Annotated in this window: 16 protein-coding genes; 3 read left to right on the forward strand and 13 right to left on the reverse strand. The window is 59.3% G+C overall.

Annotation, left to right across the window (positions count from 1 at the left end):
* The 12 genes from PHA8399_RS19485 to PHA8399_RS19540 form a co-directional block, all read right to left on the reverse strand.
* The coding region (locus PHA8399_RS19485) for a helix-turn-helix domain-containing protein (protein WP_439330527.1) at positions 1-242 on the reverse strand (242 nt) is incomplete at its 3' end.
* 281 nt (positions 243-523) lie between these two features.
* Complete coding sequence (locus PHA8399_RS19490; protein WP_058287785.1) at positions 524-1,165, reverse strand: HdeD family acid-resistance protein; 642 nt, start codon at positions 1,163-1,165, stop codon at positions 524-526.
* Positions 1,166-1,187: 22 nt separating this feature from the next.
* Entirely contained in the window at positions 1,188-2,345 is a 1,158-nt protein-coding gene (locus tag PHA8399_RS19495) for a hypothetical protein (RefSeq protein WP_145977079.1), read from the reverse strand.
* Between the two features lie 88 nt (positions 2,346-2,433).
* Positions 2,434-5,283, reverse strand: coding sequence for an ATP-dependent Clp protease ATP-binding subunit (locus tag PHA8399_RS19500; RefSeq protein ID WP_058287774.1), 2,850 nt, complete (start codon positions 5,281-5,283; stop codon positions 2,434-2,436).
* A 61-nt stretch (positions 5,284-5,344) separates the two neighbouring features.
* Positions 5,345-5,713 (reverse strand): hypothetical protein, encoded by a 369-nt coding sequence (locus PHA8399_RS19505; protein WP_244270265.1) that lies wholly within the window; start codon positions 5,711-5,713, stop codon positions 5,345-5,347.
* Positions 5,692-6,618: a protease HtpX gene (htpX, locus tag PHA8399_RS19510; RefSeq protein ID WP_058287776.1), complete on the reverse strand. Its 927-nt coding sequence runs from the start codon at positions 6,616-6,618 to the stop codon at positions 5,692-5,694. The genes PHA8399_RS19505 and htpX overlap by 22 nt, the downstream gene beginning before the upstream one ends.
* A gap of 3 nt (positions 6,619-6,621) precedes the next feature.
* The gene (locus PHA8399_RS19515; protein ID WP_058287777.1) at positions 6,622-7,224 is read right to left on the reverse strand and encodes a nucleotide exchange factor GrpE; all 603 of its coding nucleotides are present in this window, start codon (positions 7,222-7,224) and stop codon (positions 6,622-6,624) included.
* A 28-nt stretch (positions 7,225-7,252) separates the two neighbouring features.
* A complete protein-coding gene (locus tag PHA8399_RS19520) occupies positions 7,253-8,656 on the reverse strand; it encodes a DegQ family serine endoprotease (RefSeq protein ID WP_058287778.1) in 1,404 nt (467 codons plus the stop codon).
* A 95-nt stretch (positions 8,657-8,751) separates the two neighbouring features.
* The gene (locus tag PHA8399_RS19525) at positions 8,752-9,702 is read right to left on the reverse strand and encodes a YfdX family protein (protein WP_082649594.1); all 951 of its coding nucleotides are present in this window, start codon (positions 9,700-9,702) and stop codon (positions 8,752-8,754) included.
* Between the two features lie 127 nt (positions 9,703-9,829).
* A complete protein-coding gene (locus PHA8399_RS19530) occupies positions 9,830-10,339 on the reverse strand; it encodes an Hsp20/alpha crystallin family protein (RefSeq protein ID WP_058287780.1) in 510 nt (169 codons plus the stop codon).
* A 29-nt stretch (positions 10,340-10,368) separates the two neighbouring features.
* Complete coding sequence (locus PHA8399_RS19535; protein ID WP_145977080.1) at positions 10,369-10,770, reverse strand: Hsp20/alpha crystallin family protein; 402 nt, start codon at positions 10,768-10,770, stop codon at positions 10,369-10,371.
* 26 nt (positions 10,771-10,796) lie between these two features.
* Positions 10,797-11,237 (reverse strand): Hsp20/alpha crystallin family protein, encoded by a 441-nt coding sequence (locus tag PHA8399_RS19540; protein ID WP_058287781.1) that lies wholly within the window; start codon positions 11,235-11,237, stop codon positions 10,797-10,799.
* Positions 11,238-11,602: 365 nt separating this feature from the next.
* On the opposite strand from PHA8399_RS19540, the gene ftsH reads away from it, so the two are divergent.
* A complete protein-coding gene (gene ftsH / locus PHA8399_RS19545; protein ID WP_058287782.1) occupies positions 11,603-13,444 on the forward strand; it encodes an ATP-dependent zinc metalloprotease FtsH in 1,842 nt (613 codons plus the stop codon).
* Positions 13,445-13,448: 4 nt separating this feature from the next.
* Here ftsH and PHA8399_RS19550 read toward each other — a convergent pair whose 3' ends face one another.
* A complete protein-coding gene (locus tag PHA8399_RS19550; protein ID WP_082649595.1) occupies positions 13,449-14,084 on the reverse strand; it encodes an NADH dehydrogenase ubiquinone Fe-S protein 4 in 636 nt (211 codons plus the stop codon).
* 152 nt (positions 14,085-14,236) lie between these two features.
* Here PHA8399_RS19550 and PHA8399_RS19555 point away from each other — a divergent pair, with 152 nt between their 5' ends.
* Complete coding sequence (locus PHA8399_RS19555; protein WP_058287784.1) at positions 14,237-15,523, forward strand: MFS transporter; 1,287 nt, start codon at positions 14,237-14,239, stop codon at positions 15,521-15,523.
* A gap of 314 nt (positions 15,524-15,837) precedes the next feature.
* Positions 15,838-16,194, forward strand: a 357-nt coding sequence (locus tag PHA8399_RS19560) for a helix-turn-helix domain-containing protein (RefSeq protein ID WP_145977081.1), incomplete at its 3' end; no start/stop codon positions are given.

Here is a 16,194-nt window from a genome sequence, read left to right on the forward strand (position 1 = left end):
AAGTTAGGCTTGCGCCGGGTGCGCTCAAACAGGGCTTCGACACCTCCGTCCTCGACTGCTGATTTATAGCGGTAGAACGTGTCACGGCTGTAGCCCATCACCTGGCAGGCTTTGCTGACGTTGCCCAGTTCCTCGGCCAGTTTCAGCAGACCGGTTTTGTGTTTGATGATCTTATCAGTAGAGTTCAGCATTGTGGTTGCCTCGTTTTGCGGTTGGGTTTGCACCACCATCAAAACGATCAACCATCATCTCCTTCAAGAGATGCGCCGCCCCCAGTTCAGCGTGCTGAGAAGGGGGCGGTGTCAGATCACATCGAGACTAATTCACATGAGCGGCTCTATCGTCTTTGCGCGAAATGGTTCAAACTCGAGAATCCATTCATGCTTGTGTGGCGCCGATTGTGTCGCCGATCTTGCAGGCTGGTAGATTCGAGCCATCGGCATCTCTTTCCAGCGCAGGTCGGTGCCGGGTGTTTTCGGATAAAAAGGCGGGCGATTGTGCCTGTGTTACCCTATCATCACAATCACTCCTTCATTGCCTGTTTGGCTGATGCTTCCGTGCCCACTTCATCATCCGAAACATCGAGTTTCCTCAGTTTCAGCGCCAGAAGGATCATGGTCACACCAAAAATCGCCGCATAAACTCCGAGCAGCCAGCCCAAGGCCAGAACGCTGCCGGCAGGTGTCGTGAACAGGAACCATGTGACCGCGCACCCGAGCACGACCGAAATGACACCGCTCAGGATCAGCAGCCACTCGCCCTTGATCTCCTTGCGTAGCCGAATGGCGGCAACGATTTCCATCAAGCCCGTTGCGATCGACCAGAACGCGATCATGGCCCACAGAAATACGGCCAGGACAACGGTCGCGACGAACGGTGTGACCAGGACGATGAGGCCCGTAGCAATACCCAGAACACCGCTGAAGATCAGCCAGCCCCAGCTTTCGCTTTGCTGCATGTTTTTATAGCCGGACCAAAGCCCGAACACACCATCGGCAAACGAAAACGCGCCGAACACGATCGTCAGGGCCAGCACGGCCTCGGCGGGCATCAACCAAGTAAGGACTGCAAGGACGCAGGCGACGATCCCTCGCCAAAGGAAGGCTTTCCAGTTCTTCGAAAGCGAACAGTTATGAAGGACTTCGTGCAGAGTAGCTTCAGTCATGGTCGTGCCTCCCATTGAAATTTCATCGAGCAGAATGCGGTTTGCCATCTGTCGTAGATGTCCCGCGATGCCGGGACACAATCAGTTCCTGTGTATCCTCGTTCGGCTTCGCAAAATCACTATTGTGGAGCGCCACGTTTAGGGCGGCATCGCTGCGCAGCGCTTTCGCATCTGGCCGATCCGCCAGTCGCGCCTTGAGGTAGCGCCGGGCATCCACGAGAATATCGGTGAGTTCCACCGGAGAAATACCCAAGATTTCCACCACCACTTCTTCGGGTAGCTCGTCGACGTGAACCAGGACAAGAGCATGACGCCAGAGTGATGGCAGCTCAGCAATCGCCGAGTGCAAAAACCGAGCGACTTCATGTTCGGCGTAGTGCTCCTCGGTCGACTCCATCTCGGGATACGGGATCAGGGTCTCAAGAGTTGGCGCATCGTCCGGTTGATTGAACTCGTAGAATTCCTGATCTGCTTCCGTTGGGTCCGATGAGAGTAACGGAGGGTTCTCGTCGAGAGCGACGGCGTCCGCCAGCTTGGTGTTGGCAATCTGCCGCGCCTGCGCATCCAGCGTACGAATACTCAGCTGAAGCAGCCAGTCCTTTATGTCCATGTTGGGTGGACGATTTTCGAACGCTTCCACCCCAGCAAGCAGGATCGCATCGACCGCATCTCGCAGGGATAAGGCCCCTGCCGGGAGGTCCCCATTTGCTTCGCGATAGGCCAGTTCACGCGACGCGTAACTCCAAACGACGTCAAGATGATGTTCGATCACCTCAAAAAAGAGGTCGCGGCATTCGCGACGTTGCGCGTCCTCTTCGATTACTTTGAGTTCGGCAAAGAGGTCTCGGCGAACCTGCTTTCGCCACGCATGGAAGTGGTGTAAATGGTCAAGGTGCCGACGAACCTGTCGCACCAAAGCGTGGCGCGCCTCCGCCAACAGGTCGGCAAAGCCGGTTGCCTCTTTCCTGAAAACCAGGGTCACGGACAGCAGATGCAGGCGCAAGCTAACACCGTAGAGATGGCCTTTCGAGGCCTTGCGGATATGACCTTCGAGACGTTGAAGGTCCGGGTCCATACGCGGTAATATGCTCTCTACCGCCTCACGGATTTTGCCAATTGCTTCCTCAGCAGAGTTGCGCTCCGCCTCTTGCAAGTTGTCGTATCTGATTTTGATCTTCATGGCACACTCCATCAATCACGGGTTAATCCAGTGGTTTTACTAGGTGTGCGAATTGGGGGTATCTCCGCCTCCCAATCCGGTCATTTTCCTAAGCTGTCGGCGCAGCTTCTTCGCCGGTATCGGAGGCGTCTTCACCCGTACGCTTCCCCTCGGGATCGTCGTCAACCGGGTCACCTTCGGACTTTTGCTCAGACGTGGCGCCGCTCTCTGCGGCGTCCGCGGGCTTTTGCGGATTGAGGACGATCTTCTGCGCATCCGTCGACCAGGCCACCTCGACCCGGTCACCGTCCTCGATACGGCCACCCAATAGTTCGCGGGCCAGCGCAGTCTCCAGTTCGGACCGAATGAGCCGACGCAACTCACGCGCGCCGAATTCCGGCCGGAAGCCAACGGCACCGAAATGATCCAGAACGCTATCTTCGTAGTCCAGCTCGACCCCTTGGGTGAGCGCGGTGCGGGCAACTCGTTTGAGCTGCAATTCGACGATCCGACGGATTTCCGACTGGTTCAAGGAGTGGAAGACGATGATCTCATCGATCCGATTGATGAACTCGGGCCGGAAGTGGTGCCGAAGGACCTCCATCAGTTCGGATTTCTGCTTGGCCTCGTCAAACTCCTTCGTGCCGCGCTTCTTCAGGTTCTTCTGGATGATATCAGACCCGAGGTTCGAGGTCGCGATGATGATTGTGTTGGTAAAGTCCACCACGCGCCCCTTGCCGTCGGTCAGGCGACCATCGTCAAAGACCTGAAGCAGAATGTTGTAGACATCCGGGTGCGCCTTCTCGATCTCATCGAGCAGGATGACAGAGTAGGGCCGGCGCCGCACGCGTTCGGTCAATTGGCCGCCCTCTTCGTAACCGACATAACCCGGCGGTGCCCCGACAAGACGCGCAACCGCATGGCGTTCGCCATATTCCGACATGTCGATGCGGATCATGGCTTCTTCGTCGCCATAGATCGTCTCGGCCAGCGCCTTGGCGAGCTCCGTCTTGCCGACGCCGGTCGGCCCGAGGAACAGGAAGGTCGCGGTGGGCGAAGAGCCTTCGCGCAGCCCGGCACGGGCCAGGCGGACGGCGTCGGAGACGGCGCCGATCGCCACTTCCTGGCCGATGACACGCTCGTGCAGCTTATCTTCAAGCTGGAGCAGCTTCTCCTTCTCCTCGGTCGTCAACTCGTTCACCGGCACACCGGTGATCTTGCTGACGATCTGGGCCACGTGGTCTGCACGCACCTCAGCGGTGGCCGATGCGCGGTCGCGTTTCCATGTCTCCAGAAGCTCGTCGAGCTCGGCCTGCTTGCCTTCCTGTTCTTTCTTCAACTCGGCCGCGCGCTCAAACTGTTTGCGGGCCGAGGCGTAGTCCAGCTCACGCTTGATCTGCTCCACTTCCGCTTCCAGTTCCTGCACGTCCACGGGCCGCGCCGTGGCGCTGATCTTCACCCTTGCGGCGGCTTGGTCGATCAGGTCGATGGCCTTGTCGGGCATGAAGCGGCCAGTGATGTAGCGGTCTCCGAGTTCGGCCGCCGCGATGATCGCCTCATCGGTGATCGTTACCTTGTGGTGGCTTTCCAGCGTGTCACGCAGCCCGCGCAGGATCAGGATGACTTGGGCCACGGAAGGTTCGTCCACGTAGACTGGCTGGAACCGCCGTTCGAGGGCTGCGTCCTTTTCGATGTATTTCTGATACTCGTTGAGCGTTGTCGCACCTATCAGGTTCAACTCTCCGCGCGCCAAAGCGGGTTTGAACGTGTTAGCAATGTCCAGACCGCCTTCACCACCGCCTTGGCCCGCACCGACGATGGTGTGGATCTCGTCGATGAACAGGATCATGCTGTCCTTTTCCTCGGTGATCTCCTTCAGAATTTTCTGGACGCGTTCCTCGAATTCACCGCGATACTTGGACCCGGCCACCATAGAATTGATGTTGAGTTCGATCAGACGCTTGTCGCGCAGCGCTTCCGGGACTTCACCTGCGACGATCCGCTGGGCTAGACCTTCGATGATCGCGGTCTTGCCGACGCCCGGCTCACCGATAAGAACGGGGTTGTTCTTCTTGCGGCGGGCCAGAACCTCGATCGTGGTCTCGATCTCACGCGCACGGCCGATTACCGGATCGAGCTTTCCTTCACGGGCCAGTTTGGTCAGATCGCGGCTGAACTCATCCAGATCAGGCGTGTTCGACGGGGTGTCGACCCGGCCTTCCTCGGCCCCCTTGCCAACAACCTTGGTGACCTGCTGGCGCAGCGCTTGGCTGGTCAAACCGTATTTCCGCAGAAGCTCGGCAGCTACGCCTTCGCCCTCTTCGGCAAGACCAATCAGCAGGTGTTCCGGGCCAACATAGGAATGACCCAATTCGTTCGATGCAATGAAGGCACGGTTCAGCGCGTCCTTCACGCGCGGGCTGACGCCTATCTCTGCATCCTCACCCCTGGCTTCGCCCTTACGCGCATCCGCGTTGATTTGGCGGCGCAAGTCATCGGCGTCGACCTTGAACTGGTCCAGCAACGTCTTGACGACATCCGAGCCGGTCAACGCAAATAAAAGATGTTCGGTATCAACCTCGGTGCGTCCGAATTCGTGCGCTTTTTGGGCCGCATCCTGCAGCAGCTTGTCGGCCTGCTCGCTCAAGCGGTCGGCGATGCTCACACCGCCGCTGCTGCGCCGCTTGCCAGACCGGATCGGGATCGATTGGCTGTCGTCCCCGCCAAGACGATCCAAAAGGCTGCCGCCCATGCCGCCGCGGTCTCCAAAAAACTCGTCGAACAGTGAACTGCCACCAAACAACGACTCCAGCGGCGAGGCACTGCGGCTGTGGCGCCGTGCCAGCTTGCGATAATCCTCATCGCAAAGCTCCATCATCCTGCGTTCACCGTTGACGGAGACCTGAGCCCGGAAGGTGGCCGGGCGGGTTTTGCATAGATCGCAGATTCCGTTTGCCATTTTAATCACTCCCATTTTTCTAATCGATATCGAACGAGAGACGGTGCCACATCGAGATCGATCAAGCTGCATCCCGCGTCTCGAGACGTCTGACCTTTTCGCCGATGGCCTGCAGGTCGGCATCATCGAGTGCCTTATGTTCGGGCAAATCCTTCGCCGTGACTTCGAGTACGTCGTAGTTGTTTTCTAACAACCCAGCTGTCCGCTCGAAAATCTTTTCGATCACAACCATGACCGCCGGGTCCATGTGTTCGGCCGTAGCCTCGCTGTAGCGGAGGTTCCGCCAGGGTGGCTGCTCACCCGTTTCCAGAAATCTGGGGCGGTCACTGTCATAACTAACATGCCCCAATTCGGGTTCCATGCCGTAGCGAGCCACCATGGCGCGGGCGATGTCGGCACCTGTCGAAGTTACCCGTGAATCGCGTGCCACAAGCCGCGCCGGCTCTGGGTGCGGTTCTGTGACTGCCCTGACCGCAAGGCTGCAATGCGCTTCTCAAGGGGGGGGTGGCTTGCAAAGATCGCCTGAACCGCCCCGGCATCAAAGGCCAGCGCACGCATCTCATCCGGCAAAGGCTGTGCATTCTGCACGCGCCGCAACCGGTCGAGCGCCGCAATCATGTTCTGCCGTCCGGCCAGCCGCGCACCGCCCTCATCGGCGCGGAATTCGCGCCACCGCGAGAACCACATGACGATGGCCATGGCGAGGAACCCAAGGATCACCTCGGCAATCAGCGACACGATCCAGAATCCGGGACCATGGCCGCGTTCGATACGCAGGATCAGCCTGTCGACAAGAAAACCGATCAGCCGAGACAGGAAGACAACGAAGGTGTTCACCACGCCCTGGATCAGCGCGAGCGTCACCATATCGCCGTTGGCCGCATGGCTGATCTCGTGGCCCAGGACTGCCTCGACCTCACCGCGATCCATGCTGTTCAGAAGTCCGGTGCTGACAGCGATCAATGCGTCGTTCCGGTTCCAACCTGTCGCGAAGGCATTCGGCGACGAGTGGTCGAAGATACCCACCTCCGGCCGCCCAATCCCGGCCGCATCGGCTTGAGCATGGACGGTATCGACCAGCCAGCGCTCGGTCGCGGTTCGAGGTCTTTCGATCACCCGCACCCCCATCCTGGCTTTGGCCATTGATTTCGACAGAAAAAGCGAAATCAGTGCCCCGGCAAAACCGACCACGGCGGAGAAGATCAACAGCGCTTGTAGGTCCAGATCCACACCGTTGGCCGCCAGCAACCCATCGATGCCGAAGAGCCGAAACGTCAGGGACAGGACCACGAGGATTGCGAGGTTCGTGCCCAAGAATAAGGCGAGCCGCAACATGTCTTAACCCTCCTTTTTCTCCGATGCCCGGTCCTCCGACGGCGCGGCGCTGACTGTCACACGCGCAGGGCGGATCAGGCGGTTGCCAATTGCGAAACCGGGGCGATGCAGAACAAGCACCCGCCCGGGTTTCATCTTGTCGCTTTCCTGCGTGCCCATGGCCTCGTGCTGTTTCGGATCGAACGGCACGTCTTCCGGCGCGATGGTGTGAACGCCAAGCGCTTTCAGTCCGGTCTCGAACGCTGCGCGGATATTGCGCAAGCCTTCCAGATGCGCGGCGATCCGGGGATCCTCGGCGTCAGGCGCGTTGCGCGCCGCCTCGATGCCGAGTGAAAGCGCATCAAGCGCCGGTGCCAGGGCTTCGACCGCGGTGGCAATGCCATGCTCGCGCCCTTCCGTGCGCGCCAGCTCGGCGCGTTTGCGGGCGTTCTCGGCATCTGCCAGGGCACGCTTCCACTTGTCGGTCAGCCCGGCGATTTCGTCAGCGACGGCCGAGCTGTCTGTCGTTTGCGCCTCGGTCCGTTCAAGGGTCGCTGCATCAGCCGTCTCGGTCCCAAAACCGGTTTTTGTGTCGTCAGGGTCAGTCCCAAGGGTCTCCTGTGCCATAACGTCCTCCTTTCCAAAGCTCATGGCGTCAGCGCATCACGAGGAAAATCCGCGAGCCGCCGCGCTGGATCGTAAGCGCCAGCGCGCCGGATGCGCGTGTCAATTGCGCGCGCAGATCGGTAAGCGATGTGATGGGTTGACGGTTCACTGCGAGGATGATGTCGCCCGCCTCAAGCCCGGACCGGGCCGCGCGGCTGCCCGGATCGAGCCGGGCCACGACCACGCCGTTCAGATCGCCATAGAACGGATTGCCGGGTTGCAACTCCCGCAATTCGGCACCTGCCAGACGATCAAGCGCCCGATCTGCATTCGAGGCCGCGACCAATCCCGCCTCGCGCAGTGTCGCTTGCAGGGTGATCTCCTCGCCGTCGCGGATGATATTCAGTTCGACATCGCTATCGATCCGCTTCAACCCGATCTGGCTGCGCAGATCGGCGGACCCGGCCACAGGTCGACCATCGACCGAGACGATCAGATCACCGGCTTCCAGCCCGGCCTCTTCGGCCGCACTTCCCGGTTCGACTTGCGTAACGACTGCGCCGACCCCGGCCTCGATCCCGAGCGCATCCGCCAAGTCTGGTGTAAAATCTTGGATTATGACACCAAGCTGACCGCGCCGGACCTCTCCGAACTCGATTAACTGGTCCATGACGGCCTGTGCCATGTTGGTCGGAACGGAAAATCCGATCCCGACATTGCCACCAGAAGGCGCAATGATAGCCGTGTTGATCCCGATCAGACGCCCGTCAAGGGTGATGAGGGCACCACCGGAATTGCCCGGGTTGATCGAGGCGTCGGTCTGAATGAAATCCTCGTAACCATCTACGTTCAGACCGCTCCGTCCAAGCGCACTGACGATGCCCGAGGTGACGGTTTGACCGAGCCCGAACGGATTGCCGATGGCCAGCACGTAGTCGCCGACTTCAAGCCGGTCGCTGTCACCCAGATCGAGCGCCGTCAAATCCTCGGCTTCGATCTGCAAAAGCGCGATGTCCGTGCCAGCGTCGCTTCCGATCAGCTCGGCCTCGAACTGGCGGCGATCCTTCAGCGTGACGAGAATCCGGTCACCATTCTCGATGACGTGGTGATTGGTCAGCACATAGCCTTCCTCCGCATCGACAATCACACCTGACCCGGCGCTCATCTGCTGCCGTGGCATCGGTTGTTGCGGCGTGGGCGGCATATCGAAGAAGCGCCGGAAGAACGGATCGTTGAAGAGCGGGTTCATCTCGGCTGTCTGGCGGCTCTCGACCGAGATGTTCACCACGGCAGGCGTCACTTCGGCCAGAAGAGGTGCCAGGGTCGGTAACCCGTCCGCGTTGCGGAACAGGGGCGCGTCGGCCGTTTGAGATGAGACCGGCGCTACAAAGGTCGTTGTGACAATGAAGAAAGTTGCCAGAAATCGGCTGAAACGGGAAGCAAGTGCGGGCATGATCTAACTCCTTCAGTCGATGGTTGGGGTGGCCGGGTTTTCCCGGCCACATGCCCGCGAGGGGCCATGAGGGTGCTGCCCCGGGCCGTGTTGGCTCAGGTTTCAGAGGTGAAGAACCGATCTTTGAACCGGTCGAAGCTCTGGCGGATGGTGTCGAGAATGCCGCCAGTGTCTTCTTCGGCCTCGATTTGCTCATCCAAACGTTCGAGATCTGCGTGCAACTCAGCGAAATCATCCTCGGTGCCGTAGCCAAGAGCTTCGGCCAGATCGAGTTGTTCGCGCGCGGCCTGAACATATTCGGACGGGGTCAGCGTCAAGGCCTCGTCATCTTCACCGGCGCTTGTTTCTTCTTCGGCCGACTGTCCTCCAAGCGCGGTTTCGGCTTCATCAATGAAACGTTCGGCGCGCAGGATCGGCAGAGAGATCGTATCCTCGGTCACCACGACCGTGCTGAGCGCCGTTGCAAGCGTCTGCCGCGCCACGTCGAACTCGCCATCATCGATCTGGGCAGCTGCCGTCACCAATGCATCGGGATAGGTTGCAAGCGGCAGGTTGGTTGTCTCGACTATGATCTCGCTTGCAAAGTCGCGCATCAGGGGACGCGCCTGCTGGAGTCGTCCGTCATCGACAAGCTCCTCGATGGTTTCGCGCGCGGATTCAACGGCCTCGACGTCTCCCATCAAGTCCCGCTGTATCAAACGCACGGAAACAGGGGCCAGCGCCAGGTCCGGCTCGCGCGCCACGACCGTTTCCAGCTTGCCGGTGGCAAGGGCAAGCGCATCGATGGCAGCCTGCGTGTCGCCCTCATCAAGCGCAGTCAGAGCTTCTTCGGTTTTTTCGAGTGCCTCGGTTGCATCGGCGATCAGCGCGTTGCGTTTCTCGTCCACTTGCGCATTTGCCTCATTCTGCACGGTTTCACTGATCGCTGCGTCTGTTTGTGCCGCGACCTCGTCGGTCAGCTCTTCAGCAAAAGCAGGTGTGACGGCCACGGCAGTCATAAGTGCAACCACACTTGCGGCTGATTTTAATTTGCCCAATCCAGACATTTTCTCCTCCTTTCCCAGTCTGTGGTCGACCAGATGGATCGTGTCTTATCCCGCAAACCACTCAGGATCGTTCACTTCGGCAAATCGGGTCGAAGAGCGGCCGGAAAACGCCGGCCACTCCGACGGATTAAGCTGCCTTGACGGGGATCCGCTTGATCCGCGACTGCGCTTCTTCCGATTTGGGAAGCGTCACCGTCAGGACGCCGCGCTTGAATTGAGCATCCGCCTTGTCGGTGTCGACGCCCGGCGGCAACGGGATCGTGCGATAGAAGGCGCCGTAGCTTCGCTCGGACATGTAGACGCCCTTGCGCTTTTCTTCGCGCTCGATCTTTTTCTCGCCGCGGATGGTCAGAACATCGCCCGACAGCGCGATGTCAATATCGTCCTCTGACATGCCCGGAAGCTCGACGGCGATTTCAACGCTGTCTTCGGTCTCGGCCACATCCGTGCTGGGACCGAACATTCCGACGGGGCTCGTACGCCCGTTCCAGCCGTTCTCGATGCGGTCCCAGAAGTCTTCGAACACGTTGTTGATGTCGCGTTGCAGCGACGCTAGCGGGTTGCTGCTGTCCGCGTTCTCGTTTGCAGGGGTCTTGTTCTTGTAACGACCCCAGGGGATGAGATCGCTAATTTGCATGATTCTAATCCTCCTTTCTTGGCGTTTCGTTACGCCGCTTTGACGGTGATCTTCTTCGGCTTGGCTTCCGCGGCCCGCGGCAGTTCGAGGCGCAGCGTGCCGTGCTTGAAATCAGCCTTGATCTTGTCCTGATCGACTGCGTCCGAAAGCGTGAAGGTGCGTGTGTATCCGCCTTCGCGATATTCTGCGGACAGCCGGCGATAGCCTTCGGGCGCGTGGTTTTTCACGCGGCCGATCAGTGTCAGAACCTGCCGCTCAAGCGTGATGTCTACGTCGTCGGATGCGACACCTGGCATGTCAGCCAGAATGACCGTCGTGTCGTCCTTCTCGAAGATGTCCACGGCGGGCGTGAACATGTGCTCGACGGTCGTGTCTGCCCCGTTCGTTTGGGTCATGTTGCGACCGCCCTGGGTGGCGAGTTCCTGTGCCATATCAAACCTCCTTTCTTTGCGTGGCCTTACGATTTGATCGAGATGCGCTTCGGTTTCTCGTCTTCCGGGCGCTGCATCTCGACGGTCAGCACACCATTCTCGAAGCGAGCATCGACATGCTCGGCATCGATCCGGAAGGGCAGCTCGACAGTGCGGAAAAATTTACCCTTGGGCCGTTCACGGCGATGCCAAGAGACATCTTCGTCGATATCCTGATCCTTGAATTCGCCGCGGAGCGAGATCATCGTGTCTTGAACGGTCAGCTCGATGTCGTCCTCACCGAGGCCGGGCAACTCTGCGGTCATCACGATGCTGTCCTCACCGGCCCAGAAATTGACGGGCGGGTAGGTCGAGCTGTGCCGCGACGTGCCGACACCATCAAGCAGCCGGTTCATGTCGCGCTGGATTCGGCGCATGTCGATAAACGGATGGCTTGCACCGAAGGGGTCGAAAAGTGTGTGAAGCATTATCGTCCTCCTTTCTCATTTTCGTCCGCGACTGACGCGAAGGCCCGTTGCACAAGACAGAGCAGCCGGGCGGCAGGACGCGAACATTCAGCTTTCAGGGGGAGGTCGATGAGGCGAGTTGCAGGAGGGATGCATGGGCACAATACTGGCGTGCGCCTCTGCACGCCAAGCGATCTGGCAGTCGAAACGGCAACCGCTTTCAGCCAATTGCCTGCTATCCACAACCTGGGGACCCGCCTTCGGCATCCCCTAACGTCACATGAAGTGGAAATCGATTTTTAAGATGTCAAGACCCCTCTGGAAATTTTTAGACCGGTTCCCACATCACCCATAAACGATGGAACCGGTCCGAAAGGAGGTGTGACATGGACCGCAAGAACACGATTAACATCTGGTACTTTGTTCTGGCTTTCATCGGTGTGCTTCTCGTGCAGGATCTGCTGCTGCGGACGCAGACCATCGAAGCCATCCCCTACAGCCAGTTCGAGGAATATGTCGAAGACGATCTCGTTGACGACGTCATCATTGGCTCGGACAGGATCACCGGCACCTTTACTGTGCCGCAAAATGGAAAGACCGAATTCGTCACGACCCGCGTGGATCCCGGGGTGGCGGAATTGCTGCGTGACCACGGCATTACGTTCACCGGAGCGGTTGAGAGCACGTGGTTGGCCACGCTCCTCTCCTGGGTCGTTCCGGCCCTTGTTTTCGTGGGTCTGTGGTTCTTCCTGATCCGCAAATTCGCCGAAAAGCAAGGCTTTGGTGGTTTCATGTCTATCGGCAAAAGCCGCGCGAAGATCTACGTGGAAACCGACACTGAAACGCATTTCGACGATGTGGCTGGGGTCGATGAGGCTAAGGCGGAATTGCAGGAGATCGTCGAATTCCTGAAAGACCCCGAAGGTTATGGTGCGCTTGGCGCGCGGATGCCCAAGGGCGTGCTGCTGGTCGGACCGCCCGGCACCGGCAAGACAATGCTTGCCCGCGCCGTGGCGGGCGAAGCAGGCGTGCCATTCTTTTCTATCTCGGGCTCGGAATTTGTCGAGATGTTCGTAGGCGTCGGCGCGGCCCGTGTACGCGACCTCTTCGAACAGGCCCGTGCCAAGGCCCCTGCTATCATCTTCGTGGACGAGCTTGACGCGCTCGGACGGGCCCGCGGGGCAACCCCCGGTGTCGGCGGGCACGATGAGCGGGAGCAGACCCTGAACCAGTTGCTGACCGAGCTTGATGGCTTTGATCCCACAAGTGGGCTGGTTCTGCTGGCGGCCACCAACCGGCCGGAAATTCTCGATCCTGCGCTCCTGCGCGCCGGGCGCTTCGACCGGCAGGTGCTGGTGGATCGTCCCGACCGGGAGGGCCGTATCGCGATACTCGGTGTTCATATGAAGAAGATTAAAGCGGGCCGCGACGTCTCGCCCGACCAGATCGCGGCTCTCACCACAGGTTTTACCGGGGCCGATTTGGCCAACCTCGTGAACGAAGCGGCGCTTCTGGCCACGCGCCGGGGTGCAGCCCACGTCGAAATGAAGGATTTCAACAACGCCATCGAACGCATCGTCGCCGGGCTTGAGAAGCGCAACCGCCTCCTCAATCCGCGCGAGCGGGAGATCGTCGCCTATCATGAGATGGGCCACGCTCTGACTGCAATGGCGCTGCCCGGCGTGGACGAGGTGCACAAGGTTTCCATTATCCCCCGTGGCATCGGCGCGCTTGGCTATACGATCCAGCGCCCGACCGAAGACCGCTTCCTGATGACCCGAGAGGAGTTGGAGAACAAGATTGCCGTTCTGCTTGGCGGGCGCGCCGCCGAAGGGCTGATCTACGGCCATTTGTCCACCGGCGCGTCCGACGACCTGGCCAAGGCAACCGACATCGCGCGCTCAATGGTCACGCGGTACGGGATGAATGAAGAACTGGGCTTTGTGAGCTACGAGGAAGGCAAGCACGATTTCCTTGGGCGAAACGTCCCTCAGTCTTCCGAGGCCGTTTACAGCGAGACGACCGCCGAACTCATTGATGCCGCAGTCCGCGATACGATTGCGGCGGTCTACGACCGGGTATACGCCCTATTGGAGAACAACCGGGATCTGCTGGAACGGTCGGCCAAGGATCTGCTTGAGCGCGAGACCCTGACCGACGAGGATCTGAAAGCCTACAAAGAGGATTTGGTTCCGGAGATTGAACCGGACCTCCAGCGCACGGCCTGATATCTCAGGCCGTCGCGCCAGCGCTATTGGACGGCGGCCCGATGCGTCCGGACCAAAGGGGCAGCGGATCGCTGGCTGGAAATGTCTCTTCCAGCATCTCGTCAAGTAACTCCGTTGAGCTGTCCTGTGACGAGCTCGCCTTCTCCTCGGTCGATCGCGTTGGCGCAAATTCCTGACGAATAGCTTTCTTTCCTGCATCACGCCGCAGGGGTTCTGGTTTGGCCACGATCCTGTCCCGGTAGCTCTTGATCACAGGCTTCCGGTCATGGTCGGGCAGCACATAAACCCGCCATCCCTGAGCCTCGGCAAATTCGATCGCCGCTTCACGGCTGGAGAACGGCATCCGGATTTGACGCGCGGGATCATTGCCGCTTGTCCATCCCATCAAGGGCTCGATCTCAAGCGGGCGTGTCGGCTCCAGTTGCAGCATCCATCGCTTTGGTCGAGGGCCCGATTGCATCGGGTTGCGCGCGGGTCGATAGACAAAGGCAATTGGCGCATCATGGCGAACTTCACCGTCCGGCAAAGGCGTCAATCGACATTGCGAGGCGCGCGCGGTGCCGCCGTGATCGCGAGGGGGGTGCGGAAGCATGTTTGATTGTTGCGGATCAGTGTCGTGTTCATTTGCATGGTCTCTCATCGAAAACCTCCTTTCTCTTGGTGAGACGAAGACTCTCTTTCGAAAGGAGATTTGAGAACCTGCCTCCCGAATTCAAGGGATTGCAAGCCGCAAATCAGATGCCCATATCAGCGTCGACTTAACAGAACGATTGTAACCATTCGAGAAGTGTCATGCGCCATCAGCCTGCTTCGGCGGCGGATCCCGCATCGGCGAGCTCCGTCGCGTTCAGAACCACAATCTTTCAGGTTGCGCCGCTGCTGGTGGCGGTGACCGTGCTCATCCTTGGGCACGGGCTGCAGGGTACGCTTCTGGGGGTGCGCGGAGGCCTAGAAGGGATGAGCGCGCGCAGCATCGGCCTTGTCATGTCCGCCTATTTTTTGGGCTTCATAGCTGGATCGCTCTGGTCGGTGCATCTGATCGAGGCCGTTGGGCACATCCGCACTTTTGCGGCGTTTGCCTCCGTGACTTCTGCCGTAGCGCTCGCCTATGCGCTGGAAATAAGCGTTGTTGGCTGGACCGTATTGCGGATCATCAACGGCTTTTGCTTTGCGGGCATGATCCTCGTCGTCGAAAGCTGGCTGAACGCCGGGACGGCGTCGCGCTGGCGCGGTCGGGTCCTAGCGATTTATGGCACGATCACGCTCGCGGCCTGGGCCGTCAGCCAGCCGATGCTGTCGCTCGCCGATCCGGGCGGTTTCGTTCTGTTCTGCCTCGTCTCGATTCTCGTCTCGCTGTCGCTGGTCCCGGTCACGCTGTCGCGTACCGGTGTGTCCAGCGATATCGGTGCAGAACGGATGTCACCTCGCGAGCTGTTCGTGATCTCTCCGATCGGCCTCATTGGCACATTCCTGATCGGCTTCTGGGGCAGCGCGTTCTGGGGGATGGGGCCTACGTTCGGACAAATGATCAATATGTCCACCGAGGAAATTGCTGCCTTCATGGCCGCCGTTATGATCGGGGCGGCTATCGGTCAATGGCCCATGGGTTGGCTATCTGACCTGATGGACAGACGGATCGTTTTGGCTGGTGGAACGTTATTAGCAGCAATAAGCGCTATCGGAGTTGCCGTGTCCGAGACGCAAAATAGTCTTCTGCTTTGGGCTGTACTCTATGGTGCAACCAGCATCACCATGTATTCGATCTGTATCGCCCACGTGAACGACCGTGTCTCACCAACGAAACTACTCGCCGCCGCGAGCGGCCTGCTGATCAGCTATGGCGCAGGGTCAACCTTTGGTCCTCTCCTCGCGGGTGGTTTGATGGATCACTTTGGTAGTGAACTGCTTTTCAGTGGTTCCGCTGCGGTGCAAGCGGCTTTTGTCATTTTCATCTGCTGGCGCATCCTTGTCGAGCGAGCAGTGCCGAATGCCGATAAGGAGGCCTTCGTGGCCATGCCGTCCGCCGCAACCAGTCACGTTGGCGTTGAGCTGAATCGACACACAACTATTCGAGACTAGACCAATTCTTGTGCCGCAAAAAAGGCGGCACAAGAAGAACAGTCCTTCCGACCGGGCAACCGCATCGGGGAGACCACGATCGTCGAGAACCTTGTGACGCGAAGCCGACAGCACCTGCCTTGCGGTGGGCCGTGGCCAAGGCGGCAAGTTGCTATCAGAAGTAAATTAGACAGCTAAAATGAATTAGTCTCGATGTGATCTGACACCGCCCCCTTCTCAGCACGCTGAACTGGGGGCGGCGCATCTCTTGAAGGAGATGATGGTTGATCGTTTTGATGGTGGTGCAAACCCAACCGCAAAACGAGGCAACCACAATGCTGAACTCTACTGATAAGATCATCAAACACAAAACCGGTCTGCTGAAACTGGCCGAGGAACTGGGCAACGTCAGCAAAGCCTGCCAGGTGATGGGCTACAGCCGTGACACGTTCTACCGCTATAAATCAGCAGTCGAGGACGGAGGTGTCGAAGCCCTGTTTGAGCGCACCCGGCGCAAGCCTAACTTGGCCAATCGGGTTGACGAGGCGACCGAACAGGCGGTCATCAAATCCGCCACCGATTTCCCGGCCTATGGCCAAGCCCGCACCTCCAACGAGCTGCGCAAACTGGGCATCTTTGTCTCGCCATCCGGCGTCCGGTCGATCTGGCTGCGACATGATCTGGCGAACTTC

Source organism: Leisingera aquaemixtae, from assembly GCF_001458395.1.
Taxonomy (GTDB): Bacteria; Pseudomonadota; Alphaproteobacteria; order Rhodobacterales; family Rhodobacteraceae; genus Leisingera; species Leisingera aquaemixtae.